Consider the following 23,762-nt stretch of genomic DNA (forward strand, 5'->3'; position numbering starts at 1 on the left):
CTTCTTGCTCAAAAGCCGCTCCACCACCCGCGGCTCCAATGTCGATGTATTGCTTTGTATCAGAACGGCCTGACGCGAAACTGAACCGGCCTGTCATGCTTGCGTTAATGTTGAGGGCGAAGAATCTGAACAATGACATTTGACACAAAGCGCCGATACGTGCGTTGGGAGCATCATGTACGATGATCTCGACAAGGTTCGCGCCGATATTGCCGACCGCTTCTGCATTGCCGCGTCCAGCCGGAAATCTCCGATGCATTCTCCGGTCGTGGTTACGCACGATGCCGATGCCCGGATCATGATCCTGAGGGAGTTCGACTGCGACGACTGGACCCTGCGTTTTCATACGGACGCGCGGTCACCCAAGACGGCGGTCATCGGCGATGGCGCCCCGATGGCGGTCCTGTTCTATGATCCGGAGGAAAAGGTACAGATAAGGGTGCGCGGTACAGGGCGGATCGAAACGCGATCTGCGCTGGCAGACGTGGCGTGGAACGAGAGCAGCAATTTTGCGAGACGCTGTTATCTTGGCGCACCTCCCGGTGAGACGCGCGCCGAACCTTCAAGCGGGCTCCCCGATTGGGCGGAAGGCATCCAGCCGACAGACGAGCAACTCGTCCCGGCGCGTGAGCACTTCGCCGTCCTGGTGGTCAAGGTAGAGGAGGCCGACTGGTACTGGCTCTCCAACGAGGGACATCGCCGCGCGCTGATCGGTCGCGACACAGCCTCCTGGATCACGCCGTAGCAATTGCAAGCTAGCAGGAGCGATGCTCGCAAGAGATTTGGTGAGGGGCGGCCGATCTCGCGTTGCGCGCAGCGACCGGCCAGCCCCGATTAGATCAGTTCGTCAGGCTGCCTGCTGGATTTCGCGCAGGGTGAGATCGAAAGTGATGTCTTCGCCTGCCAGCGGGTGATTGCCGTCCGCTTTCACGCTCTCGTCGCCAACTTCCACGATGAAGAGAGTCATCGGCTGGCCGTCGGGAGACTGAGCATTGAGCTGCATTCCCGGCTGCGGAGCCGGTTCGGGCGGCAGGTTGGCGCGTGGAATGTCGATCACCAGTTCATCGCGGCGCGGACCGAATGCCTTGTCGCACGGGATGGCGACCGACTTTTCGTCACCGACCTCCATGCCGGTCAGCGCTTCTTCGATCTGCGGGAAGATCTGACCGCTGCCGATCTGGACCTGCTGGGGGCCGACCTGGGCGGTATTGCCGACTTCCTGTCCGTCACCCCGCTTGAGGACGTAGTCGATGGTTACGGTGTCGCCGTTGCTGGGAGTAGTCATGGATATCCTTGAAATTCGTGTTCGCAGCGCATGAAGTGCGCCGTCGGGAACGGCACCCGCGTGTCGGGCGCCTCGGGGGGGGCTTTTGTCAAATGGGAAGGGGCCGAGTCAAATCCTGCCCGGATGATAAGCGACAAGATGTCCCGGGTCAGACCCTAACCAGATTTCCTTCGAATATGACCGAGCGATTGCGGCCTCCGCGCTTCGCGAAATAGAGCGCCTTGTCCGCGGCATTGAGGATCTCGGTTTCGCTCGAGCCGTCGGCCAGTTCGGCAATGCCAATGCTGAGCGTCACGTCCTTCAGGTCCTTGACCGGCCAAGCATAGGCACAAAGGAAATCGCGCAAGGCCGTGCAGCGCTGGTCCAGTTCGCTGGCGCTCGCTCCGCGGGCGACGACAAGGAACTCCTCCCCGCCCAAACGCCCTACGACGCCGACATCGTCGAAGCGTTCGGACAGGATCTTCGCGATCACTTGCAGGGTCCGGTCCCCTGCTTCGTGACCGAAGCGATCGTTGACCGACTTGAAATGGTCGACATCCACAATGGCGACGGCGACCTTGTCTCCGGTTCCGCGGGCGTCGAGGACCGTTTTCTCCAGCACTGCAAGGATCTTGCGCCGGTTTGCGATTCCGGTGAGATGGTCGGTCTCCGCAAGGGCCTGGTGCTCTTCTGCCTTGCGTTCGGCATGGGCACGCGCATCGGCAAGCGCACGCATCGTGTTTGCGCGCTCCGTAATGTCCATCATCGTGCCGAATATCGAGATCTTCTCAGGGTCGTCGGACCATTCGACCTCGCCGCGGCATTCGGTGTCGAAAACCTCCCCGTAAGGGCCTGCAATGCGTGCCTCGAATGCGAAGGGCACGCCGGTTGAGAGTGCCTGTACCAAGATGTGTGAAACCCGTTTGCGGTCGCTGTCCTGGAACAGCTCTGCAATATCGGCGACGGTATGGGGCTGGGCGTCGGACCCGACCATCCTGCGCGTTTCGGGAGAGAGGTATACCGGCCCCTCAGCTGGCGCGTACCGCCAGTGTCCAACCTTGGCGGCTTTTTCCGCGGCGGTCAGAAAGCGATTGCTTCTCGAAAGATTGACGAGGTCGTTCTGGCGCTGGGTAAGCATGAGCGCGACCGGCAGCGCGGAAACCAGCAGGCCGAGGAAATACACCTGCAGGAACAGCACCTTTTGGCCCTGCAGTTCGAAATAGCCGCTGACCGGACCGAGGTCGTAAACCGTCAGGATCGATCCGATAACCGCCACAACAAGCAGGGATAGCGCGGCGCCGCTCAGGCCGAGGGCGGCCGTTGCGATCGAAATGGCGAGCACCGGCAGGAACAGCAGCGGCACTTCGGACTGCCCGAAAGCAACCAGCGAAGCGACAGCGACCAGCATAAGGGCCCAGACCGTGCGTATGCTGGCGAGGCGCCTGCGACCCTCGTCGCTTTGCACAAGGAAGAGGATGAAGGGCGCAACGATCAGCATGCCGAGGCCCACCGTGGTCGCCCAGGATATCAGGAACTCGAAGTCGAAATTGGCGCTGAGGATGCCTGCAACCCCTGCGCTCAGAATGCTCACGATAATCGCGGATCCGGCAAAGCGGAGAAGATTGAGCGGCCGCGCAAGCAGTTTGCCGCGATTGTTCTCTCCGCCCATCAGGTAGAAGACCAGCCAACCTTCTGCCAGGTTGGCCACCGTGTAGCCAAAACACGCGAGGAGCGACACGCCTGTCACGTAGTTCGCCACGAGGCTTGCGATACCGACGCCGATCGTCACCGCAACGCGGCCTTGACCGCGCAAGTGCAGCAGCGATGCCACAAAAATGCCGCTCGACGGCCAAACGGCCGCAATACCGTCTTCACCCTGCGTCAGCTCGAGCGCGATGTATGCGCAAATGAGCCAGGCCAGGCTGTAGGCCAGCGGCCAGACAAACGTCTCGCTCCGGTTTGCAGTCGATCGGTTCAAGATTACCCCCCCTAGAAGGCCGTCTGGCCGATCGACTGTTTCGCCAAGCTTAACGTGTCAGCTTCTTGTAGCTTACCCGGCTCGGGCGGTCCGCCGCATCACCGAGGCGTCGGCGCTTGTCTTCTTCGTAAGCTTCGAAATTGCCTTCGAACCACTCGACATGGCTATTACCTTCGAAAGCGAGGATGTGGGTGGCCAGACGGTCGAGGAAGAAGCGGTCGTGCGAGATTACCACGGCGCAACCGGCGAAGTTCTCGATCGCCTCTTCCAATGCGCCCAGCGTTTCCACGTCGAGGTCGTTGGTCGGTTCGTCCAGTAGGAGGACGTTGCCTCCCTCCTTCAGCATCTTAGCCATGTGGACGCGGTTGCGTTCACCGCCCGACAGCTTGCCGACGTTCTTCTGCTGGTCAGCACCCTTGAAGTTGAATGCCCCGACATAAGCACGGGTCGAGGTGTCGTGACCGTTGACCTTCATGTAGTCGAGGCCGTCCGAAATCTCTTCCCAGACGTTGTTCTTCGGGTTCAGGTGATCGCGGCTCTGGTCGACATAGCCGAGGTGGACGGTCGAACCGATCTCCACCGTGCCGCTATCGGGCTCTTCCTTGCCGGTTAGGATCTTGAACAGCGTGGACTTGCCCGCGCCGTTCGGACCGATCACGCCAACGATGCCGCCGGGGGGCAGCATGAAGGACAGGTTTTCGAAAAGCAGCTTGTCGCCGTAAGCCTTGGAGATGTTCTTGGCCTCGATCACCTTGCCGCCGAGACGCTCCGGCACCTGGATCACGATCTGTGCCTTGCCCGGCTTGCGGTTCTGCTGCTCTTCCTGGAGCTGTTCGAACTTGCGGACACGGGCCTTCGACTTGGTCTGGCGCGCGCTGGGCGTCTGCCTGATCCATTCGAGTTCGCGCGAAAGGGCCTTCTGGCGACCGCTTTCCTCGCGGCTCTCCTGCTCGAGACGCTTGGCCTTCTTATCGAGATAGGTCGAGTAATTGCCTTCGTACGGATAGTAGGAACCACGGTCGAGCTCGAGGATCCACTCCACCACATTGTCGAGGAAGTAGCGATCGTGGGTGATCATCAGCACCGCACCCGCATATTCTTTGAGGTGGTTTTCAAGCCACTGGACGCTCTCGGCGTCGAGGTGGTTGGTCGGTTCGTCCAGCAGCAGGATGGAAGGCTTCTGGATCAGCAGGCGGGTGAGCGCGACGCGGCGCTTCTCACCGCCCGAAAGATCGGTGACGGGCCAGTCGCCCGGAGGGCAGCGCAGAGCTTCCATCGCGACTTCGAGCTGGTTGTCCAGCGTCCAGCCGTCGACCGCATCAATCTTGTCCTGCAGTTCGGCCATCTCGGTGCTGAGTGCATCGAAATCGGCGTCTTCTTCCGCCATTTCCATGCCGATCGCATTGAAGCGTTCGACCATGTCGGCGATTTCGCGCGCGCCGTCCTTGACGTTTTCGAGCACGGTCTTGCTCTCGTCGAGTTCCGGCTCCTGTTCCAGATAGCCGACAGTGATGTTCTCGCCCGGCCATGCCTCGCCGGTGAAATCGGTGTCGATGCCGGCCATGATCTTGATCAGCGTCGACTTACCCGCGCCGTTCGGACCCACGATGCCGATCTTGGCACCCTGATAGAACTGCAGGTTGATATTGCTGAGCACCGGCTTCTGAGCACCGGGGAAAGTCTTGGTCATGTCCTTCATTACGAAGGCGTACTGCGCGGCCATCGGGCGAATCCTTGGGTCTGATCTGTTCGGAACGGGAAGTTGGGCGCCAGATAGTCATAGCTGTGGCCGGGGGCAAGCCGGGTCTGGCAATCGTCCCGCGCCTGGCATAGCGAAAGGACCGTGATGACCGACGCGCGCGCAGACAGTCCGGCCTTGCCGCAAGTGGCGATCCTCTTCGCTCAATATGGCGCGTTCCATGTCGACCGGGTCGAAGCCGCTGGGCGCAGGCTGGCCGGGCGGGCGGAGGTGATCGCGGTCGAATCTGCGACCACCAGCCGAACTTATGCGTGGGAGCCTGCAACGGGGTTCGAGCACGCGCGGCATGTTACGCTATTCCCCGGCAAGTCCTATGACGACGTCGGCCATCTCGCCCGCTACCGGGCCGCCATGAAGCTGGTCGGCGAAGCGGATATGGTATGCATCGGCGTACCCTATTCGGAGCGCGACATCATCGCCCTGTCCTGGCGCCTGAAAGCTGCCGGCACGCGCTGCGTCATGATGACCGAAAGCAAGTTCGACGATTTCCCACGCAGCTTGCCGCGCGAGCAGGCCAAGGCGAGGCTGCTGTCCTGTTATCGCGCCGCCATCGTCGGCGGTCTGCGCCAGCGCGAATACCTGCGCTTCCTCGGCTTTGGCGACAAGCCGATCCTTCCCGGATACGACAGCGTGGGCATCGAGCGGATCCGCGCGCAAGGCGCCGGCGCCGACGCGAAGTGGTCGGATCGACATTTCCTCTATGTCGGTCGCTTCGTGGAGAAGAAGAACCTGCCCGTGCTGCTCGCAGGCTACGCGCGCTATCGCGAACTGGCAGGGCCAGCCGCGCGCAGGCTGGTGCTGGCTGGAGACGGAGAGCTGGCCAGTGTTTTGCGCGAACAGGCGGGAGAGGGGGTCGAGTTCACCGGCTTTTTGCGCGCCGAGGAAGTTTCTCGCCAGATGGCAGGAGCGCTGGCGCTATGCCTTGTCAGCACCGAGGAGCAGTGGGGCCTGGTGGTCAATGAAGCGGCGGCATTTGGGGTTCCGGCCATCGTGTCGACGCCTGTCGGCGCGCGCGACGCCTTGGTCCGCAACGGCGTCACCGGTTACGTTGTCGAGCCTCAATCGGTCGAAGGGATCGCCCGCGCCATGCTGGCCCTGTCGCAGAGCGAACAAGCGTGGCAGCGCTATTCCGACGCGACTGCTGCCCGGGCGCACATGGGCGATGTGGAACGCTTTGCAGATGCCGTGGAAGCGTTGTTCGATCCCGACAGCGACGGCGCCAGCAACGCCCTCGATTTCTGGGACGAGATGTCGACGAGCTAATGCGGCTCCTCCAGGTTACGAACAGCCAAGCAGCCATCTGCGCTTGGCAGACCGGTGTCTTTTGCTAGGCAGCGCGGCATGAAAAAACAGCTGCTTGCGCTCGCCGCCCTCATTCTCGCCACTCCCGCACATGCCGATCGCGCCGACGAAGCGTTGGCTGGCGACACCATCGCCTGGGATTTCGTGGAAGGGATCACCACCGAAGTTGGTCCGCGCATGCCGGGCACCGATGCCGAAGCGCGCGGGCGTGTCTGGGCGATGGACTGGCTGCGGCGCAATGGCTTTTCCAACGTCGCGGATGAACCGTTCGAGATGGAAACATGGGTGCGCGGACAGGAGATGGCCTGGGTCGTCGCCCCGGCAACGCAGCCCATGGCGATCACCGCGCTGTCGACCACAAGCTCGACCGGATCGGAGGGGATCGAGGCCGAGGTCGTCTATTTCCCGACCTATGCCGACCTTGTGGCAGCCGATGCAGGTAGCCTCGACGGCAAGATCGCCTTTGTCAGCCATGATATGCGCCAGACGCAGGACGGCTCCAGCTATGGGTTCGCGGGCCCGGCGCGCTGGATGGCCCCCTCCATGGCGGCGAGCAAGGGTGCAGTGGCAACCGTGATCCGCTCGGTCGGCACAGACAGTCACCGTGTTCCGCACACCGGAACGACGACTTTTACAGAAGGCATCCAGCCGATCCCGGCAGGTGCGCTGTCCAACCCCGATGCCGACAATCTGGAGCGGCTTTTTGCGCGCGGGGGCGAAGTGCGCATGAAGCTTATCCTGACCCCGCGCGACCTTGGCATGACGAAAAGCGGCAATGTCGTAGGCGAGATAGTCGGCAGCGATCCTTCGCTCGAGCCGGTATTGCTGGCATGCCATCTCGACAGCTGGGATCTTGGAACCGGCGCAATCGACGATGGTGCAGGCTGCGGGATCATCGCTGCCGCTGCGAAGCACGTCGCTGCGCAGGGACAGCCCCTGCGCACCGTTCGTGTCCTTTTCGCAGGGGCCGAGGAGACGGGGCTGTGGGGTAGCGCCGCTTATGCCGAAGCACATTCCGACGAGCCGGTCTATGTCGGGCTCGAAAGCGATTTCGGCGCAGACCGCATCTGGCGGATAGAGACCAACTTTACCGCGAGCGATCCCGATCTCTACCGCGAACTTGCGGGTGCAGTCGCGCGTTTCGGAGTAGCCCCGACGCGCATCGTCGCCACCGGCGGTGCCGATCTCAATCTCGTGCGCGAGCAGGGCGGAGCGCTGATCGACCTCCAGCAGGACGGAACGCGCTATTTCGACCTGCACCACACCGCAGATGATACACTGGACAAGATCGACCCGGCCCAGTTGCGGCAAAACGTGGCTGTCTGGACCGCCGTTGTCGGTATCCTGGCCAATCGCAGCGCTCCGATCGTGCGGGATAGCGAAGAATAGCTGCCAAGCGTAAATACCCGTAACTTCGAGATCTTGGGCAAAGTCTCAACGGGTGGTTAACCTTTCGAGGCTAACGCAAAAGTTCAACAAGACAGGGCGGGGATGCGCGAACAAATCATCGGGATGATCACGCCGACCATGGCGGTGATGTTCAGTGTCGGCTTCCTCCTCTTGTGGAAGCGCGGGACGCTGGGCAATTACGTGCTCGCGTTTGCCGCAGCCTATGCTTTCTTCGCGATTGGTTTCGGTGTCACGCACCTGTTCGACACCGGTTCGCCGTATGTCTTCCACACAACCCAGTTCTTTTACACGCTGAGCACGGCATCAGGGATTTGGGGCGTGGCGCGCCGCGTCGACCAGCCGCCCCACCTCGGCGTATTGCTGATTATCTACGCGCTGTCGGCAGGAACGCTGGCGCTGGCTATCCTGCTCTCCGACGACCTGACGTCACGGCTCATCATCGTGAACATGGGATATGGCGTCATGTACGTGGTCGCGGTCATGTCGCTGCTGAATGCGCATCGCCGCGATACGATCGACAAGATCGTCATCGGCATGCAGGCGCTGCTGGCCGCGCAATTCCTGATCCGACCGTTGCTGACGCTGCTGATCGAAGGCAGCATTCCGGCAGCGGCCTATCGTGAATCGCTCTACTATTCTGTGCTCAACCTCTCGCTTGCGCTGCTTTCATTGCTGGCTGCGATGGTACTGGTGGCTGCTTGCATCTACGACCAGATCGCTGCCGTAAGAGAGCGCGCCGAACTCGACCTTCTCACCGGCTTGCGCACGCGCCGCGCCTTCGAACAGGACGTTATCGCCTATCTCGAACGGGCCAAGCAGGAAGGCGTCCCGGTATCGCTGGTCGTGGCCGATATCGATCACTTCAAGGCCGTGAACGACATCTACGGGCACCAGACAGGTGACCGTGCCATCGCCCGGTTTGGCGAGGTCGTGCGCAATACAATTCGCGATACCGATATTGCAGGGCGCATCGGGGGCGAAGAATTCTGTATTCTTGCCTGGAACTGCGATGGGAATGCGGCAGTCGCACTGGCAGAACGCGTTCGCAATCGCTTTGGTGCAAGTGCAATCGAAGGCATGCCCGAGGACCATCGCCTAACCGCGAGTTTCGGTATTGCAGGGCGCGCCGAAGGCGAGGGCTATGGCAAGCTGTTCGCGCGCAGTGACGCAGCGCTATATGCAGCCAAGCAGGGCGGCCGGAACCGATCAATTCGTGACGAAAGATCGGGTGAAACATCCCTTATCGCTTCCGTCGCTCCCAAAGCCAGCTGGCCGAAGGCGGCAAACTCCTAATCAGTCATCCTCGCCGGGACCGCCAAATTCGCGGTCCAGCAGCATCGGGATCGCACCCAGTTGCAGAAGGGTGCGCGCGATCAGGAAGAGGGTGAAGGACAGCCACAAGCCATGAGATCCCAGTGGCCATGTCAGCCATAGGGAGAGCGCGAAAACCGCTGCTGCCCCAACCATTGTGAGAAGCAGTGCCCTGGTCCAACTCGCGCCTACGTATATTCCGTCCAGAATGAAGCTGGCGACCCCTGCAAAGGGGATGATGATCAGCCAAATCCCGAGATCCTGCGCCACAATCTCGACAGCCGTAGTCGCGGCGAAACTTGCAAGCACGGGGTCGGCAAACATGGCGAACAACGCCGCGACCAGTGCAGCAGCGGCAATGCCTCTGAGCAGGATGGCGCCGAGATAGGCGCTGAAGCCTTTGCGATCCCGTGCTCCTGCTCGTTCCCCGTTGAGCACTTGTGCTGCATTTTCGAAGCCGTCGAGGAGAAGGGCGGTGAAAATGAACATCTGGTAGAGAATGCCATTGGCGGCAAGTACGACTGCGCCGCGTTCAGCCGACAAGCGGGTCAGCGCAGCAAGGGCAATTGTCAGTACCACGGTGCGCAGGAAGAGGTCCCTGTTCACCGAGAGGAACGGTTTGAGCGCACTCCATCCCAAGGTGCCCTTTTCCGCCAGGCACCTTTTCAGCCGGGCCAGGAAATCGCCACGCGCCAGGAACAGGCCCACCGCTACCAGCTTTGCATATTCGGCAATCAGGCTCGACCAACCGATCCCCGCGATACCCCAGTCGAGGCCGAGCACGAACCAGAGGCCGAGCGCGATGTTCGTGAGATTGTAGGCGACTTCGAATACCAGCACCGCGGTCATCTGGCGGCGACCCACCATGAAGCCGATCAGGGCGAGGTTCGCCATGACTGCAGGGGCGGACCAATAGCGTATCTCGGCATAGACCCGCGCAGCTTCGAGCACTTCGCCCGAAGCCCCCAACAGGCCTAGTGCGGTGGGCAGCAAAACTGGCTTGGCGATTAGCAGGATGGCGGCAATGACCAGACCCACGGCGAGACCGCGTACCACCATGGCAACCTGCGCGTCCTTGCCCGCCCGCGTGCCTTCCTGTGCGACCAACCCCGTGGTGCCGGTCTTGAGGAAGTTCATCACGGTGAAGAGCACCGCAAACAGCCGCGCACCGACATCGACTGCGCCCTGCGTCGGCGCATCACCCAATTGCCCGACGATCCACATATCGCCGATGCCGATCAGTGCCGTGGCCACATTGGTGACCATGGCGGGCAGAGCGATGGCCCAGATTGCACGTTTGTCGATAGGTGCAGGTCGGGCGGCGGTCATCCGGCTTTCCTCCTGCGTTGAACTGGATTGCTGGTCGGGGAGACAGGATTCGAACCTGCGACCCTCTGTTCCCAAAACAGATGCGCTACCAGGCTGCGCTACTCCCCGACACTGGCAATCCCGACTGACGACACAAACCACTGGTGGGCCCGGCAGGACTCGAACCCGCGACCTAGCCGTTATGAGCGGCCAGCTCTAACCAACTGAGCTACAGGCCCCTGTCATCTGTGGTCAGACGAATGCGCCGCCTAGACGCGCCATTCGTCAAGCGCAAGCGCTCAAACCTCAACCTGGTGCATGATTTCACCGACGCTTGTCGGTTTGACACCGCGCAGGGAGAAATAGCCATAAACGGCACGCATCCAGCCATAAAGCGCGTCCAGATCGTCTTCGCAGCGCACATAGGGCGTGTGGCCGGGCACCAGGGACGGGCTGTGCAAGCTTATCACAAGCAGTTCGAAGCCATCATCGAGCGCGATATCGATGCATCGGATCGCTTCTTCGCTTGTTGTGCCTTCAGGAGTGAGCGGGATGCGTTCAAGCATGCCGGTCTTGGCCAAGGCTCCACCAAGGCCGGGAAACTTGCGAATGAGCGGCTGAAGCATCGCGCCCTGCTTTCGCAGCATTCCCCAGTAACAAGTCGTCAGCGGGATCTCGAGCAGGTTGCGTTGCTCGTCTGTCCAATAGGGATAGTCGGGATGCCGGGTGAAATCGGGACCGCCATCGTCGGAATAGTCATGATGCGGGCGAACGGAAGTGTCGATGGCGATACCACGCCCTTTCAGGATGGCCGCCGTCTCCGAACCGACACCGTATCGCCCGGCACGATATATCAGCGGTGAGACCCCCAAATTCTGCTCGATCGCGTCCACCAGATTGTCGAATTTCTCCCGCTCTAGATCGGGAGGCAAGTTCCCCGCATAGCTGTTGCGAGCATTGACCGTTTCGCGCTGGGGCGGGTTCACCCAAGGATGCAGCTGGACGCCGATTTCGGCGCGACCGTTCGCCACCAGCGGAGGAAACACCTCTTTCGCCAAGTCGGAACTGACGACAGGCCAGTCCACGAGGTAGACAGGGACCACGCCCATGCCTTCACAGAATTCCTGGAACTTGCCGATCCTCATGAGGTGGTCGACTTTGTGGCCGCTGGGCGTGAAGGGCTTCGACCAGTCGAACTCTTCCTCGGTATCTATCGTCAGGAGCGCGCGTCTATCGAAACCGGGCTTGAACCGCGCCCTCAGGCCCGGCGGCGGAGGGTCGAGAAGGCTGCGGTCGGACAAATGTGCTTCCCCAAGCTGCTTCTGGTCCAGGGGGCCGTTACCCAAGCTCAACCGGTTGCGTTGTCCGGCTGCCCTTCAGGGCTAGGCAGGCTCTCTACCCCGGTCAAGAGCGGGAGGCTCAGAACCAGTGCGTCATCCAGCCTGACCAATTCGCCGCCCGCAGCACGGACTTCGGCGCGGGCAAGGCGAAGTGAGAAGCCCGCCCCGAATATACCGGCACTAAGCGCGCCGGAATTGGCACGGGTTTCGACTGAAAAGATGTCCTCGGCCGACTTCAGGCCGGAGGGCAGGCTAAGGGCAAACTCAACCTGCTCCGCACCGGTTTCCATCTTGATTGCCACGGCTTCTCCTGCAGACAGCGTTCCGGCAAGCGTAGCGAGCAGTCGCCACGCCAGGCGTTCGGCTTCGGACTCCGACAAGGAGATCGGCGCGCGTCCTTCGCCGAGATCGGTATCGAAGCGGGCGACGCGCGGGCTCAGTACAGGTTGCAGCTGCGCCACCTGCTTGCGCGCAATCGCCGCGAAATCGGCATTTCCTGCCTCCAGTTCGAGCGACCCGGTCTCCAGCTTGGCCAGCCGGTCCAGTTCCTCGAACCCGGCGAGGATGTGTGCGGCATCGCCAGCAATCGTCGCGGCAATGGCGCGGTATTCGTGCGGGACGGGACCGATTACCTGCTGCTGGATGATCTCCGCATAACCCTGCATTGCGTTGACCGGTGTGCGCAGTTCGTGGAGCAGCTGGCGCAGGCGATCAGCCTCCGCCTCGCGCCGGTCCTCGACCTGCGAAACGGCGCGGCGGAAGCGGCCTACGTAACCGTAGAAGCGTCCTTCCGAGCGGGTGAAGCGCGGGGTCGCATCGACGATCCAGTCGCCTTCTATCCGGGCTGCGCCTCTCAGGTGTATTGCGAGGCCTGACAGGGGCTGTCGCATCCGCAAGGCGCGCGTCGCCTGATCCGGCTCTTCGGCTGCATGGGCGATATCGATACCGACGACCATCTGCGCAATGCCGCTTTCGGCCCAGTCGATCCGTCCGTCGGTGTCGCTGCCGAACACGAACTGGTCGAGCGGCCTTGCATGCGGTGCTGCGTCCTTCTCGCCCAGCGGAAGGCGCGGATTGTCTTCGTCCAGCACCCTTTCACTGCGCACCTTCTGGAAGGCCTCGATCCGGTCGACGAGCGCGCGAATGCCGTCCTTTCCGGGCTCGATCGGCCGATCTTGCGGCGCAGGCTTTGCGTCGGCAGGAGCTTCGGGCGTTTCGAGCGTGCCGAGCGACAGGGGCGCAGGCTCTTCGAAAATTTCTTCCGGCGTGACTTGGGGTTCTTCGACCGGGGGAGGGGGCATGGCCGCCTCTTCACCCAACTGCTCGAGTATGGGCTGCGGAAGCGCGCGGTCCGATACGCCAAGGGCATCGAGAACGCGCTCTGCCGCAACGGGAAGATCGCGCCGGTGGCGCAGGAAACCGCGCGCACGGATCGGCAGGCGGGGGATGATTTCCTCCCATTCCTCGCCCTTGAGATTCGCGCGGTAAAGCGCTGCTGCAGCGATGTGCGGGTGCGCCTCGCCGAACCATTTGACCAGTTCCGGATTGCGGAAACGCCAGCCGTTCTCGCCCACGATCGCTGCCCTATCGGCGACGGGGATCATCTCGCCCAATGCGATCAATCGCAGGTAAGCTGCTGCTTTAAGGGCCTTGTCGCCTGCCTGCGGGCGTTCGCCGAGAAGGTCGATCAGCTGCCGGAACTGCGTTTTGGCCGCACGCTCCCCGCCCGCGCGATTGCGCAGCACAGTAGCAAGGCGGTCGTCAAAATGCATCGAAGCTCCGGAAGCTTAGGTGGTTTGCAGGCGAATAACCATTACGCGCGCGTCCCTTCTATCGCTCCAACAAACGTGATGAACGAGATGTTTCCGACACGTTGCAAAGCGGGACGATTGCTGGCAAAGATAATAATGTTAGCCAATACGATGCTTGCGCCTTTTCAACATTTCTTAAGCGCGCAGCGTCTTTATGGCGCATCAAATTATCGAGGACTCGCATGGCCAATCTCGACGAAATCGATCGTCGTCTGCTCTCCGAACTGCAGGACGAAGGCAGAATCACCAATGTCGAACTGGCTCATCGCGTCGGCCTGACCGCGCCCCCGTGCCTGCGCCGTGTGCGCGCATTGGAAGAGGACGGAGTCATTCGCGGCTATCATGCCGAACTCGACCCGTCGAAGCTGGGCTTTTCGATCACGGTTTTCGCCATGGTCAGCCTGAAGAGCCAGGCCGAAGACGCGCTGCGCGAATTCGAAGCGGCGATGATGGATCTGCCCGAAGTGCGCGAAGTTCATATGCTGAACGGCGAGATCGACTTTATCATCAAGATTGTCAGCAGGGACTTGCAGAGCTTCCAGGAATTCCTGACCAGCAAGCTGACGCCTGCGCCCAATGTGGCCAGCGTGAAGACCTCGCTGACCATTCGCACTTCGAAGAGCGAACCGGGCGTCCCGCTCGGCTGATCGGATGGTCGAAGGTCATTGCCTCTGCAAGGCAGTCCGCATCGAAGTTGCGGACGCTTCGGGCGAGATCGAGATTTGCCAGTGTACAATGTGCCGCCGCTGGGGCGGGGCCTTTTACAGCGCGCTCGAAAGCAAGCAATTCACCATCCGCGGCGAGGATAGCGTCGCCGTTTACCGCTCGAGCGAGTGGGCCGAGCGTGCGTTCTGCAGGACCTGCGGGTCGAACCTGTGGTTCAAATTCCTCCCCACCGGCAACCGCAGCTTTTCGGCCGGCCTGTTCGACAGCGCCAGCGGCGCGAAGGTCGAGAAAGAGATCTTCGTCGACGAAGCCGCCAGCTGGACCTGCATCGGCGGACAGCATCCGAAGATGACCGGCGAAGAGATCATCGCGGAAGCGAAGGCGGCGGGCTTTACCTTCGAGTAGACTAGAAGTGACGCTCCTCGGATCGCTTGGCTTGGTGATAATAGCCCTAGCGCTGCAATATGGGCATGCTTGCTGGCTCGACCTCAGGTTGCCTAGACGAAAGAAACTGCCAGTGTGGCTGCGCGGTGGCCCGGTCATGTTCCGTCGCCGCACCGCCCTCTATTGCTATCCGCTTTTCTCTACTGCACTCGCGTTGCTCCTGCTGTGTATCGCTGCGATGCAGGACGTGGCACCGGGACCGCGCAGTCGGCTCGAAATCATGCTCGCCATCGGCGGCGCGATGATGGTCTTCGCGTTCGTCCAAGTGGTGAATTGGCGAATGCTGATGCGCTGGTTTGAGCGAGGTGAGCCTAGGGTTTGATCCTCAGACTTCACGCTCCTTCAACCAGTCCTCCAGCCACTTGATCGAGTAGTTGCCCGTCTGGACGTCTTCCTGCTCGAGCAGGGCCTGGTGGAGCGGGATGGAGGTCTTCACGCCCTCGACCACCATTTCTTCCAGCGCGCGCTTGAGGCGCATCATGCAGCCTTCGCGGTTGCGGCCGTAGACGATCAGCTTGGCGATCATGCTGTCGTAATAGGGCGGGATCGAATAGCCGGCATAAAGCCCGCTATCGACGCGCACGTGCATGCCGCCTGCCGGGTGGTAATAAGTGACCTTGCCGGGGCTGGGCGCGAAGGTGAACGGGTCTTCCGCATTGATGCGGCACTCGATCGCGTGGCCCTTGAACTCGATATCTTCCTGCGCAACCGACAGCGGCTTGCCCGCCGCGATGCGGATCTGCTCGCGTACCAGGTCGACGCCGGTGATCGCTTCGGTCACGGGGTGTTCGACCTGGAGGCGGGTGTTCATCTCGATGAAGTAGAACTCGCCGTTTTCCCACAGGAACTCGATTGTGCCCGCTCCGCGATAGCCCATGTCGCGCATGGCCTTGGAGCAGACCTCGCCCATGCGCATGCGGTCTTCTTCCGAGATGACGGGGGAGGGGGCTTCTTCGAGCACTTTCTGGTGACGGCGTTGGAGCGAGCAGTCGCGCTCGCCAAGATGGATGGCATTGCCTTCGCCATCGCCGAAGACCTGGAATTCGATGTGCCGCGGATTGCCGAGGTATTTCTCGATGTAGACCGTGGCATCGCCGAAGGCGGCCTTCGCTTCGCTACCGGCCTGCTGCATCAGCGTTTCGAGCTGGTCTTCGCTTTCGCAGACCTTCATCCCGCGCCCGCCGCCACCGCTGGCGGCCTTGATAATCACGGGATAGCCGATTTCGCTGGCAATCTTGCGCGCTTCCTCGATCTCGGAAACGGCGCCGTCGCTGCCGGGCACCAGCGGCAAGCCGAGCTTGCCGGCGGTGCGCTTGGCTTCGACCTTGTCGCCCATCGTGCGGATGTGCTCGGGCTTGGGGCCGATCCACTTGATGTCGTGCGCTTCCACGATCTCGGCGAATTTGGCGTTTTCGGACAGGAAACCGTAGCCCGGGTGGATCGCATCGGCCTGTGCGATTTCGGCGGCCGAGATGATGTTGGCGATGTTGAGGTAGCTGTCGGTCGCGCTCGGCGGGCCGATGCAGACCGCATGGTCGGCAAGGCGCACGTGCATGGCGTCGGAGTCGGCGGTGGAATGCACTGCGACCGTCTCTATGCCCATCTCGTGCGCGGCGCGGTGGATGCGGAGCGCGATTTCGCCGCGATTGGCGATAAGGATACGCGAAATCGTCATGACCTGCCTCAGCCGACGACGACGAGCGGCTGGTCGAATTCGACGGGCTGGGCGTTCTCGACGAGGATCGCCTTGACCGTGCCCGACTTGTCGGCGGCGATCGGGTTCATGACCTTCATCGCTTCGACAATCAGGAGGGTCTGGCCTTCCTTCACGCTGTCTCCGACCTTCACGAAGTCGGCTGCGCCCGGTTCGGGGGCGAGGTAGACGGTGCCGACCATGGGCGACTTGAGCGCACCGGCGACGTCGGCGTCAGCCGGGGCAGGATCGTTGCCGGGAGCAGGAGCCGGTGCCGGAGCGGCGGCTGCAGGCGCAGGCGCTGCTGCCATCGGAGCCGGTGCGGCCATGGCCATGCCGCCGCCACGCGATACGCGGATTTTGCGATCGCCATCCTCGACCTCGATTTCGGTGAGGCCCGTGTCGCCGAGCATTTCAGCCAGCTCGCGAACCAGCGAAGTGTCGACGTTCATACCGGATTTCCCGGCGCTACCTTTGCGTTCGGCCATGAATGGTCCCTTGTTAACTGTTGCACGCGCCTATGCTCCGGCTCGGCGTGCAAGACAAGGGGCTGTGACGATTGCGTTACAGCGCAGCGGCCTTCTCCAACGCTACGGCATAGCTACGCGCGCCGAGGCCCTGGACACAATCGGCAGCCGCCATCCCGACATACGAAACATGGCGGAATTCCTCGCGTTTCGAGGGATCGGACAGGTGCACTTCGATGACCGGAACCGTGATGGCGCGGCACGCATCGAGCAGGGCGATAGAGGTATGGGTATATGCCGCCGCATTGAGCAGGACGGCCTTCGCGCCCGCGCTGTTCGCCTCGTGAAGCCAGTCTACCAACTGTCCTTCGTGATTGGTCTGGCGAAAGTCGATTGCGAGACCGAGACCCTTTGCCTGCTCGTGTAGGGCCGCCTCGATATCGGCGAGCGTGTCGGAGCCGTAGATCTCCGGTTCACGCGTGCCGAGAAGGTTCAGGTTCGGGCCGTTGAGGACGTAGACGAATGTGCTCATGCGGCGTCTCCTAGCCCAGCCGGGTGCGCAGGGACATAGTTGGATTGCCCCCGCATGCCTCCGACAGAGTGGAACATGTGGAACACGGTCCTGGGAGAATTATTTCTCCATTTCTTTCGCCTTTCCCCACTGGCGCGCAGCCGTGTAGCCGAGGTAGCCGGTGCCGAAGAGGGCGTAGAGTTCGTCCGGGAGGCCACGCAGGTAGCGCGTGATGCCGTCTCCGATGTCCCCTGCCGCCTCGGGCAGGAAGGCTGCGAAGATGCCCATCGGCAGCGCGAACAGGATCATCGCATACATGACATAAAGAAAGCTGGGCCGCGCGCGGCTGGTCCATGGGTCCTTCGAATTGGCCTCGGCGACTATGGCGGCGAGGCGGGCTTCGATTGATTTGAGCTCGTGCGTCCCTTCCAGCGCCAGAAGTTCGAGCTTTGCCTTGGCGCGCGCTTCCTTGTCGGGGATGATCTTGTCGATGATCGAGGCGATAGGGCCGATAAGCGATTCGATGATTGCCATATTTGGTTCCTCCAAAAGCAATTGGATAACCAAATGGGAACATGTAGGAAACGGACCGGCACAGCCGGGCGGGTCTCATTGTATCGCAAGGGCAAGTGAGTTACAGCAGGCACCGTCGAAAGAGATGCGGAGCATCGGATGAAACGGGTCTTTTCACATTTTGCCGCTGCAGTGGGCGTGCTGGCGCTGGTCGCCGGCGGTGCCGTCGCGCAACCGGCAGATCCGATCCCTTCGACCGCGGATGGCGCGCTCGATATTCCCGAACTGTGGGATTGCGACCGGATCGAGCCGGAATATGCCCAATGGCTGGAAGACGGCAATGCGCCGGAAGACTGGCGCTATGTCGGCAAGACCTATCGCGACGTGGAAGATGACGAGCTCTATTCCTGGCAGGATTGGCTCGACTGGGCCGATGATGCAGGTTGCGGTGCGGGAATCGCCGAGGCCGGGAAATCGCCCACTGCCATCGTCGGCGTACTGGTCGCTCTCTATGCGACCGGCCTGATCGCAGCACTCGGCGGCGACCGCGCGATCAGCCCGGGCTGATCCCGGCCAAGACCACGTAAATCCAAATTTTCCGGTGTGATCCACTGGTCGGGACGACTGGATTCGAACCAGCGACCCCTACACCCCCAGTGTGCGGCTCTAATTCTACCGAAAACTTATAAAGTGTTGAAAAGCATAGTGATGGAGCGATTATTGTCCATTCGTGACTATAGCGATTTGACCGAAATCATTGAGGTTTTCTGCGAAGTGTGCTTACTATGTGATTACTTTTTTGGTGGAGCGCAGTTTGGGCAAGTTGACGCAGGCGAGGGTGGACAAGGCTGAGCAGCGCGCGAAGCAGTACTTTATCTGGGATCGGGACTTGAAAGGATTTGGTTTACGTATCTCGCCAGGCGGCGCCAAATCGTATGTCATCCAGTACCGTATGGGAGGCCGGGGCTTTCCGGCTAAACGCTACACGATAGGGAAGCACGACAGCCCATGGACGACAGTCGCTGCCAGAGGCGAAGCCAAGCGACTGCTTGCTGAAATCGAACTCGGTAATGATCCAAAGGACGCCGAAGAAGAACGCCGCGCAGACCAGTTGCACAGTCGGTTCGAGCAATTCGCCAACCAGTTCCTCGAGCTTTATGGCGAGCGCGAATGGGCACCAAACAATTATAAGAACCAGAAAGGTTATCTCAGCAATTGGATCGTGCCGATAATGGGAAAGAAGCCCCTCGGCACCATTAAGCGTAAAGACGTTGTAGCGGTGCTCGACAAGGTGCCGGCAAACAAGCCATCGCTGCCTCGTAATTTGTTCGTTTTGATGCGCTTGATGTTCAACTGGGCAGTGGACCGAGGTGCGTTAGAGAAATCGCCTATTGCCGGCATGAAGCCGCCGAGGCAACCGAGTGAGAGGCATCACATCCTTGCTCACGATGAGCTGATTTTGCTGGCTGCCTATGCAGAGCGGATGGGTCCCGTTTGGGGTAACCTGATCCACATGCTGCTTCTCACAGGCCAGCGTCGAAACGAAGTGGCGCGTGCTGATTGGTCTGAGTTCAATAAGGCTCTGCGACTATGGACCATTCCTCCCGCACGAACGAAAAACGGTCGCGAACAGATTGTACCTCTCAACGCAGGTGCAATGGCGTGCCTCAACGAACTTGCGGGGAGGCATCGGGAAGGTGATGGCGATGCCTGGCCGAAGCGTGGCTATGTGTTTTTCCATCACGACGGAAAGCCAGTCTCGGGCTTCTCGCGCATGAAGAGGCGGTTGGATAAGGGGCTGGCCTCAGCCAGTACGATTGAGATGCAGCCGTGGCGCTTCCATGATCTGCGTCGAACAGTCGCGACCAACATGCAGCAGCTTGGCGTGCGCTTTGAAGTGACGGAGGCACTGCTCAATCATGTTTCAGTCACACATGCTGGGGTGGCGTCTGTCTATCATCGGCATGACTGGTTAGATGAAAAGCGGTCGGCGCTGGAAGCGTGGAGCGCAAGACTCGCCCAGTTGACTGAAGACTGGGATGGCTTTCTTCCGGATGCCAAGGAGCCTAAAAGCTAGGTCTAACAAGCTTCATGACATTCCTCAGAAATTACAATCAACGGCAGGAATGGGCCGATTGCTGTCGGTCCGCTTTCGGGGCTTGGGGCCGTGAAAGCCGACATCCTGCTGGCGACCCGATAGCTGCCCTTCATGAACGAATGACTTGCGCCCGATCATCACCTGGTATTTGGGGGCGTTCGCTGTTCATGTTAGCATTGGCAATTCGCTAGGAGGTCGCGTTGATGCACGCGGGTTGGGTTTTGTATCCCACCCAGAAGATGCCGATGATGCCGCAGTATGTTCTTGAATTTGACGATGACGATCTGGGTCAACCAAAAAGGGTTGAGTTTGGTGCAGAAAATCCAGCTGCCGCGTTGCCGCTCTTAAAAGGCGAAAATAAATTTCGTCAGGTCAAATTGTGGGAAGGCGACCGCCTCTTGGGTGAATTGATGAGGGATGGTCGGGGCGTTTGGCACTTAAACGACGATCCCATCTGACTGCGAATGTGCCGTCAAAACCGAAGCTTGTTCCATCTTAGCCATTTCCTGGCGCATCCGAGTGAGAGTCAATCGCTGCTCGAAATTCACCAGCACGTCTTCAGCCGAGTTGGTAACTAGGCCCTGCCGAACCATGTTTCTCACAAGCTTGCGCTGACTATTTATCACGCTCTGAAACCCTTTGGCCTGGCCGACAAGAACTTCGAAGGGTGAAACGGAAAGACTGCGGGTGCGGCGATTCATTGGCCTGTCTCCGGACGACATGAGCGGCGCCGGTTCTCATTTTATGGCCGCATTCACAGCTTCTAGCAAATCTTTCCCCTGGACCGGTTTTGCGAACATCACACTCTTGGAGATGTACTGTTTCTCCCAGTCGCATTGGCTGTCCTCGGAGACAAAAATAATGGGCAATTCGCCCAGCAACTCACGAGACTTTCGAGCTACATCCCAACCATCCGGGCCCTGCCCGAGATTTATATCGGTCAAAAGTAGGTCGATCCCATCGCGGCTGTCGGCCATGATCTTGAAGGCCTCTTCCGCGTGAAAGGCTTCCAAAGTTTCGAAACCGGCATCCTCGAACAAGTCAACCAAATCCATGCAGATGAATGCCTCATCCTCGACAATGAGAATTTTGAATCGACCCGTCACGCGCCGCCCCTTTTTCCAGCTCCTACATCAAATGATAAAAGGTCTTGGATGAGGGATGTTCCGGTCAGTCACATGAGGAATTCACTGTGTGATATTCTGGCAACTGATCGCTGTTCAGGGCAAGGTCCGCCTATGCTAGGATTTCGATATGAGGAGGGGCGAATCAGAACTTGAGATGGTGCGGCGACATGTATCGCGAGGTCGAAAGCTCATTGAGAGACAACGACAGCTGATCGCCGACAAGGAGGAGAAAGGTCAGCCTACCGGGCTGGCTCGGGATACGCTTGACCAACTGGGAACGACTCAACGGATGCACGAACAGCATCTGGAGCAGATTGAGTAACAGTGAGGTTAGGCCCTCCGCATGCGACCCCAAACGCTTGTCGCAAGAATAAGGTTCCGCGGCTAAGGACGCTTTGCGTCGGCCTCCCGTCTGATCCTCCGTTGCTTGCTCTCGCAGGTCTCCGGCTCACGCGAGACAATCACTTAATCCAGATCGTTCAGCTGATCGATCAGAGAGGCTATCTTCTCGACAGCCTCGCGCGTTTCTCCTTCGTACCTCGCGGCATCTGCACGGACGTAGTCGCCCACCGATGGATGCGCGATATATTTCACTGCGGCAGCTCGATAAGCCATCATGGCCTTGTGCAACTCGTCATGACTTGTTGGCTTGCCATCCTTCGCAGCGACTGCCTTTGAGGCCACGTCGCGCGCGCGCGCAGCCAGATCATCAAGGCCTTCCTGCATATCACGCCTCCTTTCACCGGTGTGGTGCTTACCTAAATCGCCAGCTTGAGCCGAAGATTAAAACCTGTCTTCGATGCGCGACGCGTTGGGAAACTTAATCGGACCCAGACAACGCTTCACCCCGCTGCCTGCACAGCTCGAACCAGTACAGAAACTCTTACACCCCCGTTGGAATTATATGAATACAACGTCCAGCAGAAAGCGAAAAACCCAGATAGAGAGGTTTGAAGAAATGAATGACTCGGTCACTTTCCAGCCCGAGATCGCCGAGGAACCCCGTATGCCGGGAACCGAAGCGCATATGAATGATAAACCGGATTGGCGGCCCCGATACCGAGGATCCGAACGGCTCAGAGGGAAGGTCGCAATCGTTACGGGCGCAGATAGCGGGATCGGGAGGGCGGTCGCTGCTCTTTTTGCGCGAGAGGGGGCTGACGTCGCCATTGTCTACCTCGCCGACGAGGAAAGCAAAGACGCCAAAAAGACCAAAGAGATTGTCGAGGACGAAGGACAGAAAGCAATCTGCATCCAGGGAGACTTGGGTTTTTGCGAGTTTGCCGATGAAGTCGTGGCTCGTACCATCGATGAGTTGGGTAGCCTCGATATTCTGGTGAACAACGCCGGCGAGCAGCATCCCGATGAGCGCGTCGAGGAAATTACCGACGATCAGCTTCGGCGTACGTTCCAAACCAATATCTTCTCCATGTTCTATCTAGTACAGGCCGCCCGGCCACACCTCGGAAAGGGTGGCGCAATCATCAACTGCACTAGCGTCACAATGTACAAGGGCTCTGACAATCTACTCGATTACTCAGCAACAAAAGGCGCGATCACGGCCTTCACTCGATCTTTGTCAGAAAATCTTGTCGGCGATGGTATCCTGGTGAATGCGGTAGCCCCTGGTCCGATCTGGACACCGCTCAATCCATATGGCGGACAGCCACCCGAAGACATGGATGATTTCGGAAAGAACACGCCGATGAGGCGCCCGGGGCAACCGAACGAAGTCGCCCCAGCATTTCTTTTTCTTGCGTGTGAGGACTCCAGCTATATGTCAGGCTAGGTCGTGCACCCTAATGGCGGAATTGTCGTCGGAAGCTGACAGCGAAGGAGATAGTCATGCCAGCCAAATCGAAAGCGCAACAAAAAGCTGCAGGAGCAGCGTTGAGTGCCAAGCGCGGCGATAGCAAGAAAAGCGACCTGCAAGGCGCGTCAAAAGAAATGTATGACTCGATGAGCGAAAGTGAATTGGAAGACTTCGCCAGCACCAAGCGCAAGGGGAAGCCCGAGCATAAAAGCGCATAGGAGGCAGCGCTCCTTTCGATGCCCAAAATATGTGATGGTCTCGGGGAACGTATCCCTCGCGGAGTTCTTAAAGCTGTCGATGACCGACGATAAAGAATGCGGCAGGTCACATCAGACTGCCTCTACCTTGGGCGAAAGTAGCTCCGAAGACCAACATCAGGCGAAAACGAAATTTCGCATGTTCGGGCGCAACACAGTGGCCAGCGCCTTTACCTTCACGCTCGATTTCGGAATTCTATGGCTTCTTGTGGAATGGGGCGGCCTCCCGCAATTCCTAGCAGCTGCCATTGCCTTCATTCCAGCAATGGTCGTTTTCTACTTCATCCAGAAACGTTGGGTTTTTGCGGGAAACGATCGCGAAACATGGAAAGGGTTCGGCTACTTTTCCCTCAATGTGGCGATAGGCTATGTTTCGATGCTGGCGATTTTCTGGCTGATGCTTGAATTCGTTCAAGTCCACTATCTGATCTCTCGCCTTATCGCCTCGGTTGTATACGGCCTCCTGCTGTTTTTCCTGAATGGAAAGTTCAACTTCAAGAAACTCTAATTGCTTGCGCCGATCTGGGCGCAGAACAGCCCATGATAGTGGTTAGGTTGCGATCGCTTCCTGCTGATGTCATCGGTTTGCAGGACACCAATGGGTGTGTGAGCATTTAATAACTTATCGAACCACATCTTTACCGGAGACGACTGCTGCACGATTGGCTGCCCTATTGCGGAAAGGCTCCC

26 protein-coding genes and 2 tRNA genes are annotated in these 23,762 nt (G+C 59.9%); 13 read left to right on the plus strand and 15 right to left on the minus strand.

Annotation, left to right across the window (positions count from 1 at the left end):
* Positions 1-175 precede the first annotated feature (175 nt).
* Positions 176-745, plus strand: a complete 570-nt coding sequence (locus BM173_RS10505; protein ID WP_245755855.1) for a pyridoxamine 5'-phosphate oxidase family protein — start codon at positions 176-178, stop codon at positions 743-745.
* Positions 746-847: 102 nt separating this feature from the next.
* On the opposite strand, the gene BM173_RS10510 is transcribed toward BM173_RS10505, so the two are convergent.
* The 3 genes from BM173_RS10510 to ettA form a co-directional block, all read right to left on the minus strand.
* Positions 848-1,285: an FKBP-type peptidyl-prolyl cis-trans isomerase gene (locus BM173_RS10510; protein WP_090481182.1), complete on the minus strand. Its 438-nt coding sequence runs from the start codon at positions 1,283-1,285 to the stop codon at positions 848-850.
* Between the two features lie 148 nt (positions 1,286-1,433).
* Positions 1,434-3,242, minus strand: a complete 1,809-nt coding sequence (locus BM173_RS10515; RefSeq protein WP_090481186.1) for a sensor domain-containing diguanylate cyclase — start codon at positions 3,240-3,242, stop codon at positions 1,434-1,436.
* Between the two features lie 49 nt (positions 3,243-3,291).
* Positions 3,292-4,965 (minus strand): energy-dependent translational throttle protein EttA, encoded by a 1,674-nt coding sequence (gene ettA, locus BM173_RS10520; RefSeq protein WP_090481189.1) that lies wholly within the window; start codon positions 4,963-4,965, stop codon positions 3,292-3,294.
* A gap of 123 nt (positions 4,966-5,088) precedes the next feature.
* On the opposite strand from ettA, the gene BM173_RS10525 reads away from it, so the two are divergent.
* From BM173_RS10525 to BM173_RS10535, 3 genes are all read left to right on the plus strand, one after another.
* Positions 5,089-6,264 carry a glycosyltransferase family 4 protein gene (locus BM173_RS10525; RefSeq protein WP_090481192.1) on the plus strand — a complete coding sequence of 392 codons (1,176 nt, stop codon included), beginning with the start codon at positions 5,089-5,091 and terminating at the stop codon, positions 6,262-6,264.
* A gap of 78 nt (positions 6,265-6,342) precedes the next feature.
* Positions 6,343-7,692: a M20/M25/M40 family metallo-hydrolase gene (locus BM173_RS10530; RefSeq protein WP_090481195.1), complete on the plus strand. Its 1,350-nt coding sequence runs from the start codon at positions 6,343-6,345 to the stop codon at positions 7,690-7,692.
* A 102-nt stretch (positions 7,693-7,794) separates the two neighbouring features.
* A complete protein-coding gene (locus BM173_RS10535; protein ID WP_090481197.1) occupies positions 7,795-9,006 on the plus strand; it encodes a GGDEF domain-containing protein in 1,212 nt (403 codons plus the stop codon).
* Here BM173_RS10535 and BM173_RS10540 read toward each other — a convergent pair whose 3' ends face one another.
* The 5 genes from BM173_RS10540 to BM173_RS10560 form a co-directional block, all read right to left on the minus strand.
* Entirely contained in the window at positions 9,007-10,353 is a 1,347-nt protein-coding gene (locus BM173_RS10540) for an MATE family efflux transporter (RefSeq protein WP_090481200.1), read from the minus strand.
* A gap of 31 nt (positions 10,354-10,384) precedes the next feature.
* A tRNA-Pro gene (locus BM173_RS10545) sits at positions 10,385-10,461 on the minus strand.
* A 33-nt stretch (positions 10,462-10,494) separates the two neighbouring features.
* A tRNA-Ile gene (locus BM173_RS10550) sits at positions 10,495-10,571 on the minus strand.
* A gap of 60 nt (positions 10,572-10,631) precedes the next feature.
* Positions 10,632-11,633: a polysaccharide deacetylase family protein gene (locus tag BM173_RS10555; protein WP_090481617.1), complete on the minus strand. Its 1,002-nt coding sequence runs from the start codon at positions 11,631-11,633 to the stop codon at positions 10,632-10,634.
* 47 nt (positions 11,634-11,680) lie between these two features.
* Positions 11,681-13,444: a histidine kinase dimerization/phospho-acceptor domain-containing protein gene (locus BM173_RS10560; RefSeq protein ID WP_090481204.1), complete on the minus strand. Its 1,764-nt coding sequence runs from the start codon at positions 13,442-13,444 to the stop codon at positions 11,681-11,683.
* Positions 13,445-13,665: 221 nt separating this feature from the next.
* On the opposite strand from BM173_RS10560, the gene BM173_RS10565 reads away from it, so the two are divergent.
* The 3 genes from BM173_RS10565 (at position 13,666) to BM173_RS10575 (ending at position 14,915) form a co-directional block, all read left to right on the plus strand.
* Positions 13,666-14,130: an Lrp/AsnC family transcriptional regulator gene (locus BM173_RS10565; RefSeq protein ID WP_090481207.1), complete on the plus strand. Its 465-nt coding sequence runs from the start codon at positions 13,666-13,668 to the stop codon at positions 14,128-14,130.
* Positions 14,131-14,134: 4 nt separating this feature from the next.
* Positions 14,135-14,554, plus strand: a complete 420-nt coding sequence (locus tag BM173_RS10570; protein WP_090481210.1) for a GFA family protein — start codon at positions 14,135-14,137, stop codon at positions 14,552-14,554.
* A 112-nt stretch (positions 14,555-14,666) separates the two neighbouring features.
* Positions 14,667-14,915, plus strand: a complete 249-nt coding sequence (locus BM173_RS10575) for a hypothetical protein (protein ID WP_143089621.1) — start codon at positions 14,667-14,669, stop codon at positions 14,913-14,915.
* 3 nt (positions 14,916-14,918) lie between these two features.
* Here BM173_RS10575 and accC read toward each other — a convergent pair whose 3' ends face one another.
* From accC to BM173_RS10595, 4 genes are all read right to left on the minus strand, one after another.
* Positions 14,919-16,268: an acetyl-CoA carboxylase biotin carboxylase subunit gene (accC, locus tag BM173_RS10580; RefSeq protein ID WP_090481216.1), complete on the minus strand. Its 1,350-nt coding sequence runs from the start codon at positions 16,266-16,268 to the stop codon at positions 14,919-14,921.
* 8 nt (positions 16,269-16,276) lie between these two features.
* The gene (accB, locus tag BM173_RS10585) at positions 16,277-16,774 is read right to left on the minus strand and encodes an acetyl-CoA carboxylase biotin carboxyl carrier protein (RefSeq protein WP_090481219.1); all 498 of its coding nucleotides are present in this window, start codon (positions 16,772-16,774) and stop codon (positions 16,277-16,279) included.
* Positions 16,775-16,850: 76 nt separating this feature from the next.
* On the minus strand, positions 16,851-17,285 hold the full coding sequence (locus tag BM173_RS10590) for a type II 3-dehydroquinate dehydratase (protein WP_090481222.1): 435 nt from the start codon (positions 17,283-17,285) through the stop codon (positions 16,851-16,853).
* Positions 17,286-17,384: 99 nt separating this feature from the next.
* On the minus strand, positions 17,385-17,798 hold the full coding sequence (locus BM173_RS10595) for a holin family protein (protein WP_090481225.1): 414 nt from the start codon (positions 17,796-17,798) through the stop codon (positions 17,385-17,387).
* A gap of 138 nt (positions 17,799-17,936) precedes the next feature.
* Between BM173_RS10595 and BM173_RS10600 the strand changes: the two genes are divergently transcribed.
* The 3 genes from BM173_RS10600 (at position 17,937) to BM173_RS10610 (ending at position 20,333) form a co-directional block, all read left to right on the plus strand.
* Entirely contained in the window at positions 17,937-18,344 is a 408-nt protein-coding gene (locus tag BM173_RS10600; RefSeq protein ID WP_143089622.1) for a hypothetical protein, read from the plus strand.
* Positions 18,345-18,564: 220 nt separating this feature from the next.
* Positions 18,565-19,854, plus strand: coding sequence for a tyrosine-type recombinase/integrase (locus BM173_RS10605; RefSeq protein ID WP_177201871.1), 1,290 nt, complete (start codon positions 18,565-18,567; stop codon positions 19,852-19,854).
* Between the two features lie 221 nt (positions 19,855-20,075).
* A complete protein-coding gene (locus BM173_RS10610) occupies positions 20,076-20,333 on the plus strand; it encodes a hypothetical protein (RefSeq protein WP_143089623.1) in 258 nt (85 codons plus the stop codon).
* Here BM173_RS10610 and BM173_RS14450 read toward each other — a convergent pair.
* The 3 genes from BM173_RS14450 to BM173_RS10625 form a co-directional block, all read right to left on the minus strand.
* Positions 20,313-20,576 carry a hypothetical protein gene (locus tag BM173_RS14450; protein ID WP_143089624.1) on the minus strand — a complete coding sequence of 88 codons (264 nt, stop codon included), beginning with the start codon at positions 20,574-20,576 and terminating at the stop codon, positions 20,313-20,315. The two genes, BM173_RS10610 and BM173_RS14450, sit on opposite strands and share 21 nt — an antisense overlap.
* Positions 20,577-20,612: 36 nt before the next feature.
* Entirely contained in the window at positions 20,613-20,981 is a 369-nt protein-coding gene (locus BM173_RS10615) for a response regulator (protein ID WP_090481236.1), read from the minus strand.
* 486 nt (positions 20,982-21,467) lie between these two features.
* The gene (locus tag BM173_RS10625) at positions 21,468-21,728 is read right to left on the minus strand and encodes a hypothetical protein (RefSeq protein ID WP_090481241.1); all 261 of its coding nucleotides are present in this window, start codon (positions 21,726-21,728) and stop codon (positions 21,468-21,470) included.
* Between the two features lie 232 nt (positions 21,729-21,960).
* Between BM173_RS10625 and BM173_RS10630 the strand changes: the two genes are divergently transcribed.
* The 3 genes from BM173_RS10630 to BM173_RS10640 all read left to right on the plus strand — a co-directional run bounded on the left by BM173_RS10630 (position 21,961) and on the right by BM173_RS10640 (position 23,580).
* On the plus strand, positions 21,961-22,791 hold the full coding sequence (locus tag BM173_RS10630; protein ID WP_090481620.1) for an SDR family oxidoreductase: 831 nt from the start codon (positions 21,961-21,963) through the stop codon (positions 22,789-22,791).
* A gap of 56 nt (positions 22,792-22,847) precedes the next feature.
* Positions 22,848-23,033 carry a DUF3008 family protein gene (locus BM173_RS10635; RefSeq protein WP_090481244.1) on the plus strand — a complete coding sequence of 62 codons (186 nt, stop codon included), beginning with the start codon at positions 22,848-22,850 and terminating at the stop codon, positions 23,031-23,033.
* A gap of 79 nt (positions 23,034-23,112) precedes the next feature.
* On the plus strand, positions 23,113-23,580 hold the full coding sequence (locus BM173_RS10640; RefSeq protein ID WP_177201872.1) for a GtrA family protein: 468 nt from the start codon (positions 23,113-23,115) through the stop codon (positions 23,578-23,580).
* Positions 23,581-23,762: the final 182 nt, after the last annotated feature.

Source organism: Qipengyuania nanhaisediminis (assembly GCF_900115585.1).
Classification (GTDB): domain Bacteria; phylum Pseudomonadota; class Alphaproteobacteria; order Sphingomonadales; family Sphingomonadaceae; genus Qipengyuania; species Qipengyuania nanhaisediminis.

Bases quoted from the DNA above. Each gene is read 5' to 3' on its own strand.
- BM173_RS10565 (WP_090481207.1), top strand. From the start codon at position 13,666: ATGGCCAATCTCGACGAAATCGATCGTCGTCTGCTCTCCGAACTGCAG.
- BM173_RS10595 (WP_090481225.1), bottom strand. From the start codon at position 17,798: ATGGCAATCATCGAATCGCTTATCGGCCCTATCGCCTCGATCATCGAC.
- accB (WP_090481219.1), bottom strand. From the start codon at position 16,774: ATGGCCGAACGCAAAGGTAGCGCCGGGAAATCCGGTATGAACGTCGAC.
- BM173_RS10510 (WP_090481182.1), bottom strand. From the start codon at position 1,285: ATGACTACTCCCAGCAACGGCGACACCGTAACCATCGACTACGTCCTC.
- BM173_RS10630 (WP_090481620.1), top strand. From the start codon at position 21,961: ATGAATGACTCGGTCACTTTCCAGCCCGAGATCGCCGAGGAACCCCGT.
- BM173_RS10625 (WP_090481241.1), bottom strand. From the start codon at position 21,728: ATGCAGGAAGGCCTTGATGATCTGGCTGCGCGCGCGCGCGACGTGGCC.
- BM173_RS10560 (WP_090481204.1), bottom strand. From the start codon at position 13,444: ATGCATTTTGACGACCGCCTTGCTACTGTGCTGCGCAATCGCGCGGGC.
- BM173_RS10505 (WP_245755855.1), top strand. From the start codon at position 176: ATGTACGATGATCTCGACAAGGTTCGCGCCGATATTGCCGACCGCTTC.
- BM173_RS10600 (WP_143089622.1), top strand. From the start codon at position 17,937: ATGAAACGGGTCTTTTCACATTTTGCCGCTGCAGTGGGCGTGCTGGCG.
- accC (WP_090481216.1), bottom strand. From the start codon at position 16,268: ATGACGATTTCGCGTATCCTTATCGCCAATCGCGGCGAAATCGCGCTC.
- BM173_RS10530 (WP_090481195.1), top strand. From the start codon at position 6,343: ATGAAAAAACAGCTGCTTGCGCTCGCCGCCCTCATTCTCGCCACTCCC.
- BM173_RS10635 (WP_090481244.1), top strand. From the start codon at position 22,848: ATGCCAGCCAAATCGAAAGCGCAACAAAAAGCTGCAGGAGCAGCGTTG.
- BM173_RS10535 (WP_090481197.1), top strand. From the start codon at position 7,795: ATGCGCGAACAAATCATCGGGATGATCACGCCGACCATGGCGGTGATG.
- BM173_RS10540 (WP_090481200.1), bottom strand. From the start codon at position 10,353: ATGACCGCCGCCCGACCTGCACCTATCGACAAACGTGCAATCTGGGCC.
- BM173_RS10590 (WP_090481222.1), bottom strand. From the start codon at position 17,285: ATGAGCACATTCGTCTACGTCCTCAACGGCCCGAACCTGAACCTTCTC.
- BM173_RS10525 (WP_090481192.1), top strand. From the start codon at position 5,089: ATGACCGACGCGCGCGCAGACAGTCCGGCCTTGCCGCAAGTGGCGATC.
- BM173_RS10570 (WP_090481210.1), top strand. From the start codon at position 14,135: ATGGTCGAAGGTCATTGCCTCTGCAAGGCAGTCCGCATCGAAGTTGCG.
- BM173_RS10640 (WP_177201872.1), top strand. From the start codon at position 23,113: ATGACCGACGATAAAGAATGCGGCAGGTCACATCAGACTGCCTCTACC.
- BM173_RS14450 (WP_143089624.1), bottom strand. From the start codon at position 20,576: ATGAATCGCCGCACCCGCAGTCTTTCCGTTTCACCCTTCGAAGTTCTT.
- ettA (WP_090481189.1), bottom strand. From the start codon at position 4,965: ATGGCCGCGCAGTACGCCTTCGTAATGAAGGACATGACCAAGACTTTC.